This window comes from Stenotrophomonas sp. (genome assembly GCF_032061965.1).
Taxonomy (GTDB): domain Bacteria; phylum Pseudomonadota; class Gammaproteobacteria; order Xanthomonadales; family Xanthomonadaceae; genus Stenotrophomonas.
Genome location: NZ_DAMBEF010000004.1, coordinates 159696 through 175639 on the forward strand (window position 1 = coordinate 159696; position 15944 = coordinate 175639).

Consider the following 15944-nt stretch of genomic DNA (forward strand, 5'->3'; position numbering starts at 1 on the left):
CGCGACCCGACGCTGACCGGTAACGGCAGCGTGGGTCGGCCGGGCCGTCGCGCGCGGTTGGCACTACAACGTCAGGGCTGTCCACCCTGACGGGCAATACCCATGTCCTTTGTCGCCGGGCCAGGACCGGCCCGGCGACATTTTCCGGCCTGAACAAGGGCAGGGAGTCCTGACTCCCGGGGTCCGGGGCCGTGTGTTAACGCGTGTTATTCTTGTTTGTCCCTGGCCGCGCATGCGCGGCTTATCCGGTTTGAGCCCATGATCCAGCAACGCACCCTCAAGAACACGATCCGCGCCACCGGCGTCGGCCTGCACAGCGGTGACAAGGTCTATATGACCCTGCGCCCTGCGCCGGTTAACCATGGCATCGTGTTCCGGCGCGTGGACCTTGACCCGGTAGTGGAAGTGCCGGCCAAGGCGGAACTGGTCACCGAGGTCACCCTGTGTACCGGCCTGACCTGCGAAGGCGCCAAGATCCAGACCGTCGAGCACCTGATGTCGGCGTTGGCTGGCCTGGGCGTGGACAACGCCATCGTCGAGCTGTCCTCGGCCGAGCTGCCGATCATGGATGGTTCCTCCGGCCCGTTCGTGTTCCTGCTGCAATCGGCAGGCATCGTCGAGCAGGACGCCGCCAAGCGCTTCCTGCGGGTACTCAAGACGGTGGAAGTGCGTGAAGGCGACAAGGTCGCCCGTTTTGATCCCTATGAAGGGTACAAGCTGGGCTTCACCATCCAGTTCGATCACCCGATGATCCCGGCCAAGCAGTCGCGCGCCGAGATCGAGTTCTCCACTGCGGCCTACATCAAGGAAATCTCCCGCGCGCGCACCTTTGGCTTCATGCGCGATCTGGAGTACATGCGTGAGCGCAACCTTGGCCTGGGCGGCTCGATGGACAATGCCATCGTGCTGGACGAGTTCCGCGTGCTGAACGATGACGGCCTGCGGTACGCCGACGAGTTCGTGCGCCACAAGATCCTGGACGCCATCGGCGACCTTTACCTGGCCGGCGGCCAGGTGTTGGGCGCATACGAGGGTTTCAAATCCGGCCATGCGCTCAACAACAAGCTGGTGCGTGCCCTGCTGGCCGACCAGAGTGCCTGGGAATGGGCCAGTTACGAGTCGCCGGTCGCTGCTGATCCGGTGGTCTACGGCATTCCCGCCTACACCTGAGATAAATCTCGCATCGCTCGTAAGAGAACCGGACTGCCAGCAAGGCGGTTCAGTGCTGCGTGATCAAACTGTGAACCCTATGTGGGTTCAAGTCTGAATTTAACTCAAAATTAACAAAAGACTAACTCCCCGGTCGCAATCCACAGATAGGATTCGTGCCGGCTTCCTGCTTTGGGTCTTCCAGATCCGGCGGTGCCGGCGCCCACAGGGGGGGCCGGTGGTCTCAGGAACGTGAGGGCTTCACATCCTCGAGGGCAGCCAGGGCGTCGCGCAGACCTTTATGCGTCGCGTCCGATACTGCGGAGCTGCGCTGGTCATTACGCACTGGGGAGTGCGGGGGCGCGGTCGCAGTCTTGACGGTCACCCGGGTGGCCTTCAGCCCGATGGATCGGGCCGCGTCGATCAGCTGGCTTTCGGCAAGCCTTACCTTGGCATGCCACACCGGCGATTCGACGAGAAAAACGAGGTGTTCGCCGTCCACATTGGCCAACCGGCAACGGTTTGCCAGCGCCGGCGGCAAATGGGGGCGCAACTGCCGGTCCATCGCATCGAGCCACAGGGCACGGCGCAACGGGTTTCCTGCTTTGTCCGCCATTGCTGCTTCCAGCGCCTGTTTGGGCGCGGAGCGGGAACGAACGCTGGATTTCGGCTCAGACATAAGAATTCTTCAATGACATTCAAAAAGATCGTAATCAAAACGCGTGAACAGAAGGCCAAGACGCCGCTCGCACGCGTTCAGATGTATTTCGAGGATCGTCCTCGTGCATTGCTGGGTAGCGTACTGGGGCTGGGCTGTCTGATGGGTGTGGCGTTGAGCCTGGCCATCGGCATGGTCGGTGATTCGGCACTGCAGGCCAAGGTTGATCACCAGGAGCAGGAACTGGCCAAGGTGCGCGCCGACGCGCAGACCCAGGTCAACGCACTGTCTGCCCGCCTTGGTGAACTGCAGGCCCAGGCCACCCGCCTCAACGCCTTGGGCGAGCGCTTGACCCAGATGGGCAAGCTGCAGGACGGCGAGTTCGATTTCCAGGAAACGCCGGGTATGGGTGAAGGTGAGCCCGGCCCGACCCAGGATATCCCGGTCAGCGCGGTAAACGCTGACTTACAGGTGCTGGAGCAGCGCTTTGCTGCTTCAGGCCGTCAGTTGTCGGTGCTCGAATCGCTGCTGTTCGATCACCAGCTTGAGCAGAACGCCGTGCCGTCGCGCATGCCGATCAGCAACACCTACGTCACCTCCAGCTTCGGCGGCCGTGCCGATCCGTTCGGTCGCGGTGTAGGCAACCACAAGGGCATGGACTTCCACGCCCGTGTCGGTGATCCGGTGTTGGCCGTGGCCGATGGCGTGGTCAGCTTCTCCGGCGTGAAGGGCGGTTACGGCAACGTGGTCGAGATCGACCACGGCAATGGCTATAAGACCCTGTACGCCCATAACTCGCGCCTGAGCGTGCGTGAAGGCGGCCTGGTCCGTGCGGGCCAGGAAGTGGCCAAGGCCGGTTCCACGGGCCGTTCCACCGGGGCCCATGTGCACTTCGAAGTCTGGCAGAACGGCCAGGTCATGAACCCGCGCAAGTTCCTGGGCGAGGGTGGCAACACCCCGGTAGGCCGGGTCAGTCGCGGCTGATCCCTATCCGGTAGGCCGGGTCAGCCGCGGCTGACCCGTGGCACACACCGGCTGCGAGGCCCCGGTCAAGGCAGTTTGACCGGCGCCGGCAGGTCAGTGCAGGCTGACTTGTTGATGGACGCTTGAAACCCCGACGTCCGCCCCAAGCTACAATAGGCGTTGCCATCGACAGGGCGCATTGCGCCCTGTTTCGTTTGCGACCGGTGAACCCAGGGGGGGAGCCAGGTCGCACGGCATTTCATTCAAACCGGTTCCTTCAATGATCAACAGCCTGCTTACCCGCGTTTTTGGCAGCCGTAACGAGCGCCAGCTGCGCCAGCTCAACCGTATCGTCGCCAAGATCAATGCCTTGGAACCGGAGATGCAGAAGCTCTCCGACGACCAGCTCAAGGCCAAGACCCCGGAATTCCGTGAGCGCATCGCTGGCGGCGAAGCCTTGGACAAGGTGTTGCCGGAAGCCTTTGCGGTCTGTCGCGAAGCTTCCAAGCGCGTGCTGGGCATGCGCCATTACGACGTGCAGCTGATCGGCGGCATGGTGCTTCACCTGGGCAAGATCGCCGAAATGCGTACCGGTGAGGGCAAGACCCTGGTAGCGACGCTGCCGGTCTACCTCAACGCGCTGGAAGGCAAGGGCGTGCACGTGGTCACGGTCAATGACTACCTGGCACGTCGCGACTCGGCGCAGATGGGCAAGCTCTACAACTGGCTGGGCCTGAGCGTTGGCGTGGTCTATCCGGGCATGCCGCACAGTGACAAGCGCGAAGCCTACGGCAGCGACATCACCTACGGTACCAACAACGAATTCGGTTTCGACTACCTGCGCGACAACATGGCGTTGACCAAGGCCGACCGCTACCAGCGCGGCCTGCATTACGCCATCGTCGACGAAGTCGACTCCATCCTGATCGACGAAGCGCGTACCCCGCTGATCATCTCCGGCCCGGCCGATGATTCCCCGGAGCTGTACATCCGCGTCAACCGCGTGGTGCCCAGCCTGATCAAGCAGGAAACCGAGGAAGGCGAGGGCGACTACTGGGTCGATGAGAAGGGCAAGCAGGTCTTCCTGTCCGAAGCGGGCATGGAGCACGCCGAAGAGCTGTTGCGCGAAGCCGGCATCATCGGCGCCGACAACGACAACGGCCTGTACGCCGCGCAGAACCTTACCGTCGTCCACCATCTCAATGCCGCACTGCGCGCGCACGCCATCTACCAGCGTGACGTGGACTACATCGTGCGCGACGGCGAAGTGGTCATTGTCGATGAATTCACCGGCCGTACCCTGGCCGGCCGCCGCTGGTCCGACGGCCTGCACCAGGCGGTGGAAGCGAAGGAAGGCGTGCCGGTACAGCGTGAGAACCAGACGCTGGCCAGCATCACCTTCCAGAACCTGTTCCGCATGTACAAGAAGCTGTCCGGCATGACCGGTACGGCCGATACCGAAGCGTTCGAGTTCCAGAGCATCTACGGCCTGGAAGTGCTGGTCATCCCGACCAACAAGCCGACCGTGCGCAAGGACTACCCGGACCAGGTGTTCCTCAACCGCAAGGGCAAGTTCAACGCGGTGCTGGCGGACATCGAAGAATGCGCCAAGCGCGGCCAGCCGGTGCTGGTGGGTACCACCTCGATCGAAACCTCGGAGATGCTCTCCGAGCACCTGCGCAAGGCAGGTGTGAAGCACGAAGTGCTCAACGCCAAGCAGCATGACCGCGAAGCGACCATCGTTGCCAACGCCGGTCGCCCGGGTTCGGTCACCATCGCCACCAACATGGCTGGCCGTGGTACCGACATCGTGCTCGGTGGTTCGCTGGAAACCGAACTGCACGAGCTGGGCGAAGACGCCAGCGACGCGCAGAAGGCTGCCGCGAAGGCGGCATGGCAGGAGCGTCATGAGGCGGTCAAGGCCGCTGGCGGCCTGCACATCGTCGGCACCGAGCGCCATGAATCGCGTCGTATCGATAACCAGCTGCGCGGCCGTTCCGGTCGTCAGGGTGACCCGGGTTCGTCCCGTTTCTACCTGTCGCTGGAAGACAACCTGATGCGCATCTTCGCCTCTGACTGGGTGCAGAAGGCGATGCGCATGATGGGCATGAAGGAAGACGACGTCATCGAAGACCGTATGGTCAGCCGTCAGATCGAGAAGGCGCAGCGCAAGGTGGAAGCGCACAACTTCGACATCCGCAAGAACCTGCTCGACTTCGACGACGTCAACAACGATCAGCGCAAGGTGATCTACGGCCAGCGCGATGAACTGCTTGACGCCGAGTCGGTGCAGGAAAACATCGACGGTATCCGCGGCGACGTGATCTATGACCTGGTCGGCCGCTTCGTGCCGCCGAACTCGGTGGACGAGCAGTGGGACCTGCCGGGCCTGCAGGCGACGCTCGAAGGCGAGCTGGGTGTGGAGATGGACGTGGTGGGCCTGGTCAAGGCGCACGAAGAGCTGGACGCTGAAGGCATCGCGCAGAAGGTTGCCGAGCACATGGACCAGCACTTCGCGCAGAAGGAAGCGGCCGTTGGCGCCGAAACCATGCGCGCCCTGGAGAAGCACGTCATGTTGACCGTGCTCGACCAGAGCTGGAAGGAACACCTGGCCCGCATGGACTACCTGCGCCAGGGCATCTACCTGCGTGGTTATGCGCAGAAGCAGCCCAAGCAGGAGTACAAGAAGGAAGCCTTCGAACTGTTCTCGGACATGCTGGAAAACGTCAAGCGCGAAGTGATCACCATGCTGTCGCGCGTGCGCGTGCGCAGCGAGGAAGAAGTGGCGGCAATGGAGCAGTTGGAGCGCCAGCAGGCCGAAGCGCGCCTGCAGATGTCCCAGTTCCAGCACCAGGACAACGGCGGCTACAGCGCCGACGAGGAAGCGGCGGACGTAGTCAACCAGGCCAACGAGCCCAAGGTTGGCCGCAACGATCCGTGCCCCTGCGGCAGCGGCAAGAAGTACAAGCACTGCCACGGCCAGCTGAGCTGATCAGGAAAACCCCGCTCCGGCGGGGTTTTTCTTTGCCTTCGTAGTGCCGAGCCATGCCCGGCAGGGCCTTCCCCAGCGATGCCAGCCCAAGCCCAAGAGGGCCTTCCGGTAGTGCCGAGCCATGCTCGGCAGAGGCCTTCCCAAAGATGCCAGCCCAAGCCCGAGAGTGCCTCCCGGTAGTGCCGAGCCCTGCTCGTCAGGGGCTTTACCGGCAGCGCTTGGCCCATGGATGGCTATGCCGAGCATGGCTCGGCACTACAGGGCTTTTTTGCCTGATGGCAGGACCGCGCGGCAGCCGGCCAGTCGCCTCTCCAATGCCCCACGGAAAGATTGCGCTGGTAGTACGGTTTTCGGCATTCTCGGGGGCATGACTTCTCCTTCACGCTCAATCCACGTGGTCGCCGCCGTCATCACCGACGCGCGCGGCCGCATCCTTCTCAACCGTCGCACCGGCGACAGCGATATGGCCGGGCTATGGGAATTCCCGGGGGGCAAGCGTGAGCCCGGTGAGAGTTCCGAACAGGCGCTGGTGCGCGAGCTCCAGGAAGAACTGGGGATCGAGGCCGAGATCGGCGAGTGGGTGATGGAGGTACCGCAGTTGTACCCGGACAAGCGCCTGCGCCTGGAAGTGCGCATGGTGCGGCAATGGAAGGGCACCGCACGCGGTCGGGAAGGACAGGCCATCACCTGGGTCGCAGCGGACAAGCTGGGGCGGTACTCGATGCCACCGGCCGACCTGCCGGTGGTCGCCGCCCTGCACCAGCCCGACCGCTACCTGATTACCCCCGACGTCGCAGGTGACACGCAGGCGTGGCTGGCAGGGCTGGAAACCGCCATCGATGCCGGTCTGCACCGCGTCCAGCTACGCACCCCGGCGGCGCCTGATCGTGTGGCGCTTGCCCGCGAGGCAGTGCAGCGCTTTGGCCGCCAGGCCGAGCTGCTGCTCAATCGCGATATCGACCTTGCCCGGGAGTTGGGGGTGGGCGTGCACCTGGGCGGTGAGCAATTGCTGCAGTTGGAGGCGCGGCCCTTGCCCCAATCCCAACCGGTGGCCGCATCCTGCCATGACCTGGCGCAGTTGCAGGCAGCGCAGCGGCTGGGCTGCGATTTCGCGGTGCTGGGGCCGGTGCAGGCCACGGCCAGCCATCCTGATGCAACGCCACTGGGATGGAGCGGGTTTGAACAACTGCGCGAACGTATATCGCTGCCGATCTATGCCATCGGCGGCATGACGCCCGAGGACGTGCTTACCGCAAGGCGCCATGGCGCGTTGGGGGTAGCGGCCATCCGCAGCCTGTGGCCCGCGCTGCAGCCGGCCTGAGCCAGGCTTACAGGCTTATCCAGAAGCAGTTGTATTGCCTGCGCAGGTGGAAGACCGTGCGGGTAGGCGTGTTGCTGCGTGGCAGGGTTTGTTCAAGACGCAGGGCCACCGGGCGGCGCGGGGCGTACTGCGCGGGCGGCGGCGGGCTGTACTCGCTGGTATCGGCACCCTCTGCCGCAGCAGGTTCCACCGGCGTGCCGTCGGTATAGGTGAAGGGCAGGGTGGCTGCCGGCTCGTAGGCTGGCGGCTCGGGAAACACCGGCGCGATATCCAGCAGCGGGCGTTGCACGATTTCATCCAGTCGGTCCATTACCCGCGTTGCGGCCGCGTTGGACAGGCCCGTCCACATGTAGATGCTCGACAGCCGGTTGGGATCGCGCGCCTCGCTTGCGCTTTGGATCAGCCCAACCACTTCACTGAGCCGGCGTGCGCAACTGTCGCGGTAAAGCCCCGCGCTGCCGGCGGCCCGTGGCGTGGACAACAGTCGTGCACGCGCGCCCATCGACTCGCAGGGCTTGTCGCCATAAACGGTCTGGCCCTGGGCATTGGTGCAACGATTGATCTTCTGTGCCTGCGCGGCAGGGGCAAGCAGGGCGCCAGCGCACAGCAGTAGGGCCAAAACGATTCGCATGCGACAAGGGTAGCGGTTGCCCCCGCAACCCGGGTGTGACGAATGTACGTGTTCAGCCGCGACCAAGGCGTTGCAGCACGGCATTGGTCGGCTTGGCCAGGTTGAGCGTGTAGAAGTGCAACGAAGGCGCGCCACCGGCGATCAGGCGGTCGCACAGCGAGGCCACCACATCGGCGCCGAAGTCGCGTACCGACTCGGCATCGTCACCGTAGGCCTGCATGCGCTTGCTTATCCAGCGCGGGATCTCCGCACCACATTGCTCCGAAAAGCGCCGCAACTGGCTGAAATTGGAAATCGGCATGACGCCCGGAATGATCGGCACATCAACCCCAAGCTTGCCGACCGCATCAACGAAGTGGAAATACGCATCGGCGTTGTAGAAATACTGGGTGATCGCCGCGTCGGCGCCAGCATCGATTTTTGTCTTGAAGTGGCGCAGGTCTGCCAGCGCATCATTGGCTTGAGGGTGGGTTTCCGGATAGGCGCCTACTTCGATGCGGAAGGCATCGCCGTGCTCGGCGCGGATGAAGCTGATCAGTTCGGAGGCATAGCGCAGGTCGCCAGGAAAGCCCATGCCGGAGGGAAGGTCGCCACGCAGCGCGACGATGCGTTTGACGCCGATCGCGCGATACAGCTTGAGCAGTTCGCGGATTTCCTCGCGGGTGCCACCCACGCAGGACAAGTGCGGTGCCGCCTGCAGCCCGTGGTGCTGGTTGAGATGGCGCACGGTCTCGGACGTATAGCTCAGCGTCGAGCCACCGGCGCCAAAGGTACAGGACACGTACTCCGGGGCATGCGCCTTCAGCTTGGCGGCTGTGCGGTCCAGCTGGGTGCGTTGGTCGTCGGTTTTGGGCGGATAGAACTCGAAGCTGATAGCAGTCATGGGGCAGCCGGGCAGGGCGGGTTGCTGGGCATTATATCTCTCCATCAAGATGGATGTGCAATGGTTTCAGGCGTGACCGCGCCATCGGCCTAGTGCGCTTGCCGGGCTGGCCGCTGCGGCAGCAGCGCAATGCATGCCACGATGGCCAACAACAGCACCAGGGAGCCGCTGTAACGGCTCAGCGCCAACCCGCCATGGTCCAGTGGCTTGTCGAGGAAGTCGCCGACCACGGCGCCCAAGGGGCGGGTCAGGATGAACGCCAGCCAGAACAACACGGTTCGCGAAATCTGGCTACGCCAGTACAGCAGTGCCACCAAGGCGAGCAGGCCGGCAAAAACCGCAATGCCGCCCGCATACCCCAAGCCCTGGGTGTCCGCCGCCCAGTCTCCCAGGGCGGTGCCCAGCGTCTGTGAGAACGTGATGGTCAGCCAATAGAAAGCCTCATCGCGCGGTGAGGAGATACTGCTCACCGAAACGCTGCCCGTGGTGCGCTGCCAGCTCCACAGGGTCAGCAGCAACAGCGTCAACAACAAGGTCGTGCCGCCGCTGTAGCCCAAGCCAAGCGAGCGATCCACCAGGTCGGCCAAGGTAGTGCCGACGGTTGTGCTGGCGATGATCGCCGCCCAATAGATCCAGGGCTGGAAGCTGCGCGCACGGATCTGGGCCTGTACTGCGATGATGAAGACGGTGGCGAACAAGGCCGTGCCCACCAGGTATCCCAGGTTCATCGACATGGTGACGGCATCACCGCCCACTTCGCCCAAGGTTGTAGCCAGGATCTTGATGACCCAGAAGCCAAGGGTGATGGCCGGGACCTTGTTGATGGCGGCGGAAGGGGACATGGGTGGGTACTCGCAGGTCTGTTGCCGCTACTGTCCGGGCACCGCTGTCGTAATGCCGTTGGAGTGCTGACGGCCGTTTATCGTCTGGCGGGCTGATGCGTGCTGCGCGCAGGTGGTAGGCGCAACGGCGGTCATCGTCGACAATGCCGTCCAGTCTTCGCCGGAACCGATGATGTCCATCTACCTGACGCCCTTTGCCCGCCCACGCTTGTTTCCGCGCGCACCGCGTCCCAACACCATCCAGGATTGCACTGCCGAACAGTTCGAGCAGTACTTGAACGAGAATGCCGCAGATCGCGTGCTGGATGGCTACGCGCCGTTCTGCAAGTTGCATGTCTATCGCAACTGGACCAGCACCCGTTGCCTGACCATCCCCGTCAACGACGAAAACCGGCACCTGCTACGTTCCGGCTACGAGGCGCGCAACCGCGACGAGCTGCCGGTGTTGGTGCGCTGGTTTGAAGGTGTGCAGGCGCCGGTGGCCAATTACCTGGTCGTGATCCTCTACAGCCGCGAGCAGCTGGCGAAGGAAGGCTCGCCGATCGAAGCCGATTGGGGTGTCGTGGGTTGCCTTTACACGGCCAGTCCAGAGGAAATCCCCATGGCTCCGATCACCATGATGCGCAATGCGTTGGGTGTGGAAGAAGGGGGGTCGGGCGTGCCGATTGATCGTGAGGCCTATCGGCGTGCAGTGGCGTTCTGGGAAGCAAATGCAAACTGGCGTTGAAGCGGGTGCTGCACCGGCGGTGCGTTGGGCGTTCAATCGCCATTACCTGCTGCTGGCATTGGCGGTGTTTGTTGCTGAAGTGATCATCGCCACGCGCCTGTCGCATGTCGTATGGGTGCGCGCCTATCTTGGCGATGTGCTGGTAGTGGTGCTGCTGTACGCGGCCGTGCGTTGCGTGCTCCACATCAACGACTACGTGGTCTTGCTGTGCGTGTTCCTGTTTGCCTGTGCCATCGAGTTCGCGCAGTACTTCTCGCTGGCCGAGCGCTTGGGTTATGTGCGCGGCGACCTGATGCACACCGTCATCGGCAACACATTCTCCTGGGCCGATATTGAGTGCTATGCAGTGGGCTGCGGATTGATGGCGGGGCTGGTTTTCCTGCGCAATAGCGCTGAACTTTCTCGTAGATAGCGGCACGAAATAACGCGTCACACCTGTTCAGGCGGCGCGTTGTCGACTCTTTAAGTCTTCTTAACGGCACTTCCGTTAACCTTGATGGGCTTGGTATCCCGCTGCATTGCATGCAAGGCCATCGCCTGTGGGTACCTGGACAGCCTGGCATCGCGCCTTTCCGGTACTGCTCCGGTTCTTTCTGTCCCCGACCGTTCCTGCGGCCCTGCCGCGGGTCATTCATTCGTGCGCCTATCGGCATGCGCCGGGTTTTCCCGCATGTCCGTGCACGTATCCATCCAACTCGGGAGGATTGGTCCTGCATGTCTGCAGATGATTCCACTAATCGAAATACGCCGCTCCAGATCGGCGATATCACCGTCATCGACAAGGCCAAGGTAAAGAAGGCAGTGACTGCCGCTGCCCTTGGCAACGCCATGGAATGGTTTGACTTCGGCGTCTATGGCTTTGTCGCGTATGCGTTGGGCAAGGTCTTCTTTCCCGATGCTTCGCCCAGTGTCCAGACCATCGCCGCGCTGGCTACGTTCTCGGTGCCATTCCTGGTGCGTCCGCTGGGCGGCGTGTTCTTCGGGGTGATGGGGGACCGTTTTGGTCGGCAGAAGGTGCTCTCGGCGACGATCATCCTGATGGCAATCAGTACGTTCTGCATCGGCCTGATCCCGTCCTATGAAAGCATCGGCATCCTCGCGCCCATCCTGTTGCTGCTGTGCAAACTGGCGCAGGGCTTTTCCGTGGGCGGCGAGTACACGGGCGCCGCCGTGTTCGTTGCAGAGTTCGCACCTGATCGCCGGCGCGGCTTCCTGAGCAGTTGGCTGGACTTCGGTTCCATCATTGGCTTTGTCTCAGGCGCCGGTGTGGTGGTCCTGCTCAGCAGTATCGTTGGCGAACAGCAGTTCCTTGAATGGGGCTGGCGCATTCCCTTCTTCCTGGCGGCGCCGTTGGGCTTGATCGGGCTTTACCTGCGTCATGCCGCCGAGGAGACGCCGGCCTTCACCGAGCAGCTTGAACGCATGGAGAAGGAGGACCAGGACGCGATTGGCGGTGCCCCGCGGATTTCCCTCAAGGAAATTGTCAGCAAGTACTGGCGTTCGCTGCTGATCTGCGTTGGCATCGTGCTGGTCACCAATGTGACCTATTACATGTTGCTGACCTATATGCCCACCTACCTGTCGCACAACCTGCATTACTCGGAAGATCACGGTGTACTGATCATCATCGTGGTGATGGTGGGCATGTTGTTCGTGCAGCCCTTCGTCGGCATGGCCAGTGACCGCATCGGCCGGCGCCCGTTCATCGCAGCGGGCAGCCTTGGTCTGCTGGTTGCGGCGATCCCCGCGTTCCATCTGATTACCAGCGGCAACATCGGTTGGATCTTTGTCGGCCTGCTGTTGCTGGCCGTGCTGTTGAACTGCCTGATCGGGGTGATGGCATCGACGCTACCGGCGATGTTCCCGACCCGTGTGCGTTACAGCGCGCTGGCGACGGCCTTCAATATCTCGGTGATCATTGCCGGCGTTACCCCGACGGCAGCCGCCTGGCTGGTCGAGGCGACGGACAACCTGATGATGCCGGCCTACTACCTGATGGTGGTGGCAGCCATTGGCCTGGTCACGGCCTACTTCATGCGCGAGACCGCCAACCGGCCGATGCGTGGCGATACGCCCAACGCGTCCAATCGACGTGAAGCGCGCGAGTTGCTGCAGCAGGCATACGACCATATCGAAGCGAGCGTGGAGGAGCTGGATGGCGAGATCAGCGACCTGCAAGCCAAGTTGTCCGAGCTGGAAAGCCGCAAGCAGGTGTTGGTGGAACGCCATCCGGACCTGGTGTGACAGCCGCGTGGTGCCGGCCTTGAACGGCCGGCATCGCTTTGTCGTCGCGAGGTGCGGCGACAGCCCGGATCATCAAGGGGGCGGGGCGTCCAGCGGGATCATCACTGCCGGCAGGTTGACGGGTTTCCGCTTACCATCGGCGCTGGCGCAGACGTTGATCGCGTTGCTGCTGCCGTATTGCGGTGCTGGGGGAACATCTCGAAGGGGGGCTATGGACGACAATGGAATGGACATGATCCTTGGACGTTGCTGGCGACGGGAAGCATTACCGGGCATCATGTTTCTTCTGTTGCTCGGTCTGGTCGTTGACGCCGGCGCAGCACCGACAAAGGAGCGTGCCAGTACCGCACCGCTGTGCGTTGGCCGTTTCCTGATCGATGCGTCCCAGGTGGCGGACCTGCATCCCGGCTATGTGTATGCGCGCAAGACGGTGACAACGCAGCGGAACGTGGACCGCTCACATTTCCAGCAGATGCTGGCAGCGCGTGAAGCCGACTTGCGGACGGCTCGGCATCGCAGTGGTGCTCCGATGTTGGTGAGCACCGTGCAGATCGATGATGACGCCGTATTGCTCACGTCCTGGCTCTCCGACAGCAGTCGCGCCGGTCATCGCCAACAGTTGTATGTATTCGAGCCGGACCATCAACAGGTGTTCGTGGTCGCCGGCGAAACCGATGCCGCAAAGCTCGCCGGTGCAGTCGAAAACTACCGTGGCCTGCGCCAGCGGCTGCGCTACCGTGATCCAATGGCCGTGCCGACCGAACCGGGATTCTGCATTGACTCCGGCTTCATTGCCGGGGAGCGGATCAACAGCGAGGAAGTGACCATCGCACTCTCTCCACTGGGGCACCCTGCTGCCCGGGTGACGTTGATGTCGCGGGTAATCGGCGCGCCGGACGCGCCGCTGTTGGACCGTGTTCGAGGGCTCCCTGCGCAGGCGGTGCGCCTGCGTAGCGGTGCGTATGTCCTGGGCGATATGGAAGGGCAAGAGTTGCTTCTGCGTAACGGTGGGAAGGGTCGGGCGACGTATTCCTTCCTGTGGGAGTTCCAGGGGACGCCCGAATCCCTGACGCATCCGTTCTTGTCGTTGCAGTTGTCGACCGAGTCAGCCGCAAGCTTCAAGGACGATGATGAGGCTGTGCAGGTCTGGGGACAGGTACTCCGCAGCCTGCGGCTGCGACCGGAAGCCGACTAAGGGCAAAGCTGCGGACTGGTGCAACCATCCATGCTTGCGGCGAGGTGCTGCTTTGCTTCTGCAGGCTTGCTGCAATCACCCCGCGGTGCAATGCAGGCGGGTGGCGTTGAGCTGGGGGAAGCGGGCAATGATGGTGATGGCATCGTTCCAGTGATGCTCCAGCGATGCATCGGCGATCGCCAGGAAGCTGGGCGCCGCGCCGCTGAAACGGAACTCGATACCGCGCTCGGGGACAAACTGGCGGGTGATCGTGGTCGGTGTGCGCCCGTGTCGCAGGTGCCACACCAGCTCTTCTATCACCGTATTCCATGCTTCCACTTCAAGATCATCAATCCACTGCATGCGGGTGATTCCCTGATCAGATGCTGCGCCTGGTTGCAAAGAAAGCCTGTGTGCCAGCAATTGCACTATCGCGCCGTGTTACAGCTCCTGTCCAAACATCAGCCGGTGGCCATCGACGGTGCGTATGCCGAACTCACGCATACCCCAGGGTTTGTCGGCCAGTGGCTGCGTGAATTCGGCGCCGGCGTTCCGGTATTCGTCGTACAGCGCAGCCGCATCGGAGACGGTGACGTAGCCATACCAGGAATGATCCCCCAACGCCTGTGGCGGGATCGCATCGGTGCATTCGCCCAGCATCACCCGGAAGCTGCCGCGTGACATGAAGCTCCAGCCGGGGGCAGTGAAGTCCATCGCCAGGCCAAGCACCGACATGTAGTAGTCGGTGGAGCGTGACAGATCCAGCACGGCCAGCGTGTAACGGGAATGGGTCAGTTCCGGCATGGCGCTCTCCATGGATCAAAGTAGCAGGGCGATGGCAGGGTAGGGCGAAACAGACCGCGCTGCGCGTCCCATCTCATCTGCACGCATTCTGCATCTGCTTGCATGCGCTTGCACGTATCACCGGAGTGGCGGAGGCGGCGGCCTATCCCGGGGGGGAGATGAATCCGGTCTAGGGAACATTTACTGCACGTCGCCGGAGGTCGGAGCGCAGGGAGTCTGCATGGATACCACCCGGTAGGGACTGCTGGTCGCCGGCCCGGCAAGCGTGGGGAAGCTGCGCGTTCGCCATGGACTACGTTCATTCCGAACCGCCGTGAGCGGGTCGTCATGCGCAGTGCTGCGTGGTGGCCGACAATGCTGCGATGGCTGATGCAGCCAGCAGTGTCAGGGTCTTTCTGGCTTTGGGCCAAAATGGCCACCGCTTGGCTCGTCGGGCTGGATGCTCAAAGCCACGCGATCAGATCTCATTGGTCTGATTCCGTTGCGCTCTGGAAGGAGGCCATCCTCGACCGGTTTTCATCAATGAGTGATCCCCAATGCGAGCGCATAAAGGGCGGCGGACCATGCGATGGCTCGCCGCGCAAACAATTGGCTGTCAATTACACTGTCGCTGCCGCCAGCGCGGTGCGGAATCAAGCCGCGCTGATCGTCGACAATTGCAGGCTAGTCAGTCTTCAATTCCGACATTTCATAGGACTCAATGAGCCTGTCTGCAAAGCGTTTGTCGATCTGCCGAAGTTCTGCGGAGCTCACCGTATAGTTCATCGTCGATGAATATTCTGGTTCGAAGGTGAAGTAATAGCTCTTGCCTGCACTTACTTCCAGGTTCGCCTTGAAGCCGGGGATGCCACATAGCGCAGGGCATTTGGTGGTCAGCCAGTGGGCGCCGGGTTTTGCGGGAATGGCGAGATAAGTCTCGCGGCGCACAGAGCCTATTTTTACTCCGTCCATCTCGACGGGAAATGACCAAAGGGCGGCAGCCGCGTTGCTGCCTCGAAAGACATAGATGGTGGCGTTGCCCGGGTATCGCGTTTCGTTTGCGGACAGACGGTCTGGGTTACGAATGTCTATCGTTGCTATCGAAGAGCAGCCACTTGATGCCAGTGCCAGTGCCAGCGCCGAGATCAGGATTGCAGTTGGCAGATGCTTCATTGTCGCGTACGTCCTGGTTGCGGACTGGTTCATCCGCGGATTGGGGGGTGTTTGGAAAGTACGTTTGTATCTGATGCGGTCACATCGCATGGGTGCACACGGGACGCTCTTTTTCTCGCGGTCACTGAATGTGTCGTGCTTAAAACAAAATCCCAGCTATGCGATCAGCCTGCCGGTGGCGTGGACCTTTTACGCAGCGGACCAAACAGCGAAAAAATGAAGCCTGCGTCGCGCACCAGGTTGATTGAAAATACGGTGAGGACAATGAATACCAGGAACTTGAGATAGGGAATAAGTGCGCAAATGACCACTGCCAGCGTGATGTAGCTGGCCCAATTCAGGGCACTTGCTGTAATGACCCACTGAAAACCTGCTCAGGTGTTAGTTTTCCCAAAGGAGACACC

The 15944-nt window shown here is 62.2% G+C and carries 15 protein-coding genes; 8 read left to right on the forward strand and 7 right to left on the reverse strand.

Annotated features, from left to right (window positions below; translation table 11 throughout):
* Window positions 1–258: 258 nt before the first annotated feature.
* Window positions 259–1170 carry a UDP-3-O-acyl-N-acetylglucosamine deacetylase gene (gene lpxC, locus RT460_RS03615; RefSeq protein WP_313317208.1) on the forward strand — a complete coding sequence of 304 codons (912 nt, stop codon included), beginning with the start codon at window positions 259–261 and terminating at the stop codon, window positions 1168–1170.
* Between the two features lie 223 nt (window positions 1171–1393).
* On the opposite strand, the gene RT460_RS03620 is transcribed toward lpxC, so the two are convergent.
* Entirely contained in the window at window positions 1394–1828 is a 435-nt protein-coding gene (locus RT460_RS03620) for a DciA family protein (protein ID WP_313317209.1), read from the reverse strand.
* Between the two features lie 12 nt (window positions 1829–1840).
* Between RT460_RS03620 and RT460_RS03625 the strand changes: the two genes are divergently transcribed.
* From RT460_RS03625 to RT460_RS03635, 3 genes are all read left to right on the forward strand, one after another.
* Window positions 1841–2791, forward strand: a complete 951-nt coding sequence (locus tag RT460_RS03625; protein ID WP_313317210.1) for a M23 family metallopeptidase — start codon at window positions 1841–1843, stop codon at window positions 2789–2791.
* Between the two features lie 259 nt (window positions 2792–3050).
* Window positions 3051–5762 carry a preprotein translocase subunit SecA gene (gene secA / locus RT460_RS03630; protein ID WP_313317211.1) on the forward strand — a complete coding sequence of 904 codons (2712 nt, stop codon included), beginning with the start codon at window positions 3051–3053 and terminating at the stop codon, window positions 5760–5762.
* Between the two features lie 367 nt (window positions 5763–6129).
* On the forward strand, window positions 6130–7083 hold the full coding sequence (locus RT460_RS03635) for a Nudix family hydrolase (RefSeq protein WP_313317212.1): 954 nt from the start codon (window positions 6130–6132) through the stop codon (window positions 7081–7083).
* 7 nt (window positions 7084–7090) lie between these two features.
* Here RT460_RS03635 and RT460_RS03640 read toward each other — a convergent pair whose 3' ends face one another.
* The 3 genes from RT460_RS03640 to RT460_RS03650 form a co-directional block, all read right to left on the reverse strand.
* Window positions 7091–7714, reverse strand: a complete 624-nt coding sequence (locus RT460_RS03640) for a DUF4124 domain-containing protein (RefSeq protein WP_313317213.1) — start codon at window positions 7712–7714, stop codon at window positions 7091–7093.
* 52 nt (window positions 7715–7766) lie between these two features.
* Complete coding sequence (gene metF / locus RT460_RS03645; RefSeq protein ID WP_313317214.1) at window positions 7767–8597, reverse strand: methylenetetrahydrofolate reductase [NAD(P)H]; 831 nt, start codon at window positions 8595–8597, stop codon at window positions 7767–7769.
* 89 nt (window positions 8598–8686) lie between these two features.
* On the reverse strand, window positions 8687–9439 hold the full coding sequence (locus RT460_RS03650; protein ID WP_313317215.1) for a hypothetical protein: 753 nt from the start codon (window positions 9437–9439) through the stop codon (window positions 8687–8689).
* A 172-nt stretch (window positions 9440–9611) separates the two neighbouring features.
* Here RT460_RS03650 and RT460_RS03655 point away from each other — a divergent pair, with 172 nt between their 5' ends.
* From RT460_RS03655 to RT460_RS03670, 4 genes are all read left to right on the forward strand, one after another.
* A complete protein-coding gene (locus RT460_RS03655) occupies window positions 9612–10166 on the forward strand; it encodes a DUF3228 family protein (protein ID WP_313317216.1) in 555 nt (184 codons plus the stop codon).
* Window positions 10150–10578: a DUF2809 domain-containing protein gene (locus RT460_RS03660; RefSeq protein ID WP_313317217.1), complete on the forward strand. Its 429-nt coding sequence runs from the start codon at window positions 10150–10152 to the stop codon at window positions 10576–10578. Before RT460_RS03655 ends, RT460_RS03660 begins: the two co-directional genes overlap by 17 nt.
* A 302-nt stretch (window positions 10579–10880) precedes the next feature.
* A complete protein-coding gene (proP, locus tag RT460_RS03665; RefSeq protein WP_313317218.1) occupies window positions 10881–12410 on the forward strand; it encodes a glycine betaine/L-proline transporter ProP in 1530 nt (509 codons plus the stop codon).
* Window positions 12411–12687: 277 nt separating this feature from the next.
* Window positions 12688–13605: a T6SS immunity protein Tli4 family protein gene (locus tag RT460_RS03670; RefSeq protein ID WP_313317219.1), complete on the forward strand. Its 918-nt coding sequence runs from the start codon at window positions 12688–12690 to the stop codon at window positions 13603–13605.
* A gap of 75 nt (window positions 13606–13680) precedes the next feature.
* Here the strand turns inward: RT460_RS03670 and RT460_RS03675 are convergent, their stop codons facing one another.
* The 3 genes from RT460_RS03675 to RT460_RS03685 form a co-directional block, all read right to left on the reverse strand.
* On the reverse strand, window positions 13681–13947 hold the full coding sequence (locus RT460_RS03675; RefSeq protein ID WP_313317220.1) for a hypothetical protein: 267 nt from the start codon (window positions 13945–13947) through the stop codon (window positions 13681–13683).
* Between the two features lie 78 nt (window positions 13948–14025).
* Window positions 14026–14388 carry a VOC family protein gene (locus tag RT460_RS03680; protein WP_313317221.1) on the reverse strand — a complete coding sequence of 121 codons (363 nt, stop codon included), beginning with the start codon at window positions 14386–14388 and terminating at the stop codon, window positions 14026–14028.
* Between the two features lie 663 nt (window positions 14389–15051).
* The gene (locus RT460_RS03685; RefSeq protein ID WP_313317222.1) at window positions 15052–15540 is read right to left on the reverse strand and encodes a DUF2846 domain-containing protein; all 489 of its coding nucleotides are present in this window, start codon (window positions 15538–15540) and stop codon (window positions 15052–15054) included.
* Window positions 15541–15944 lie beyond the last annotated feature (404 nt).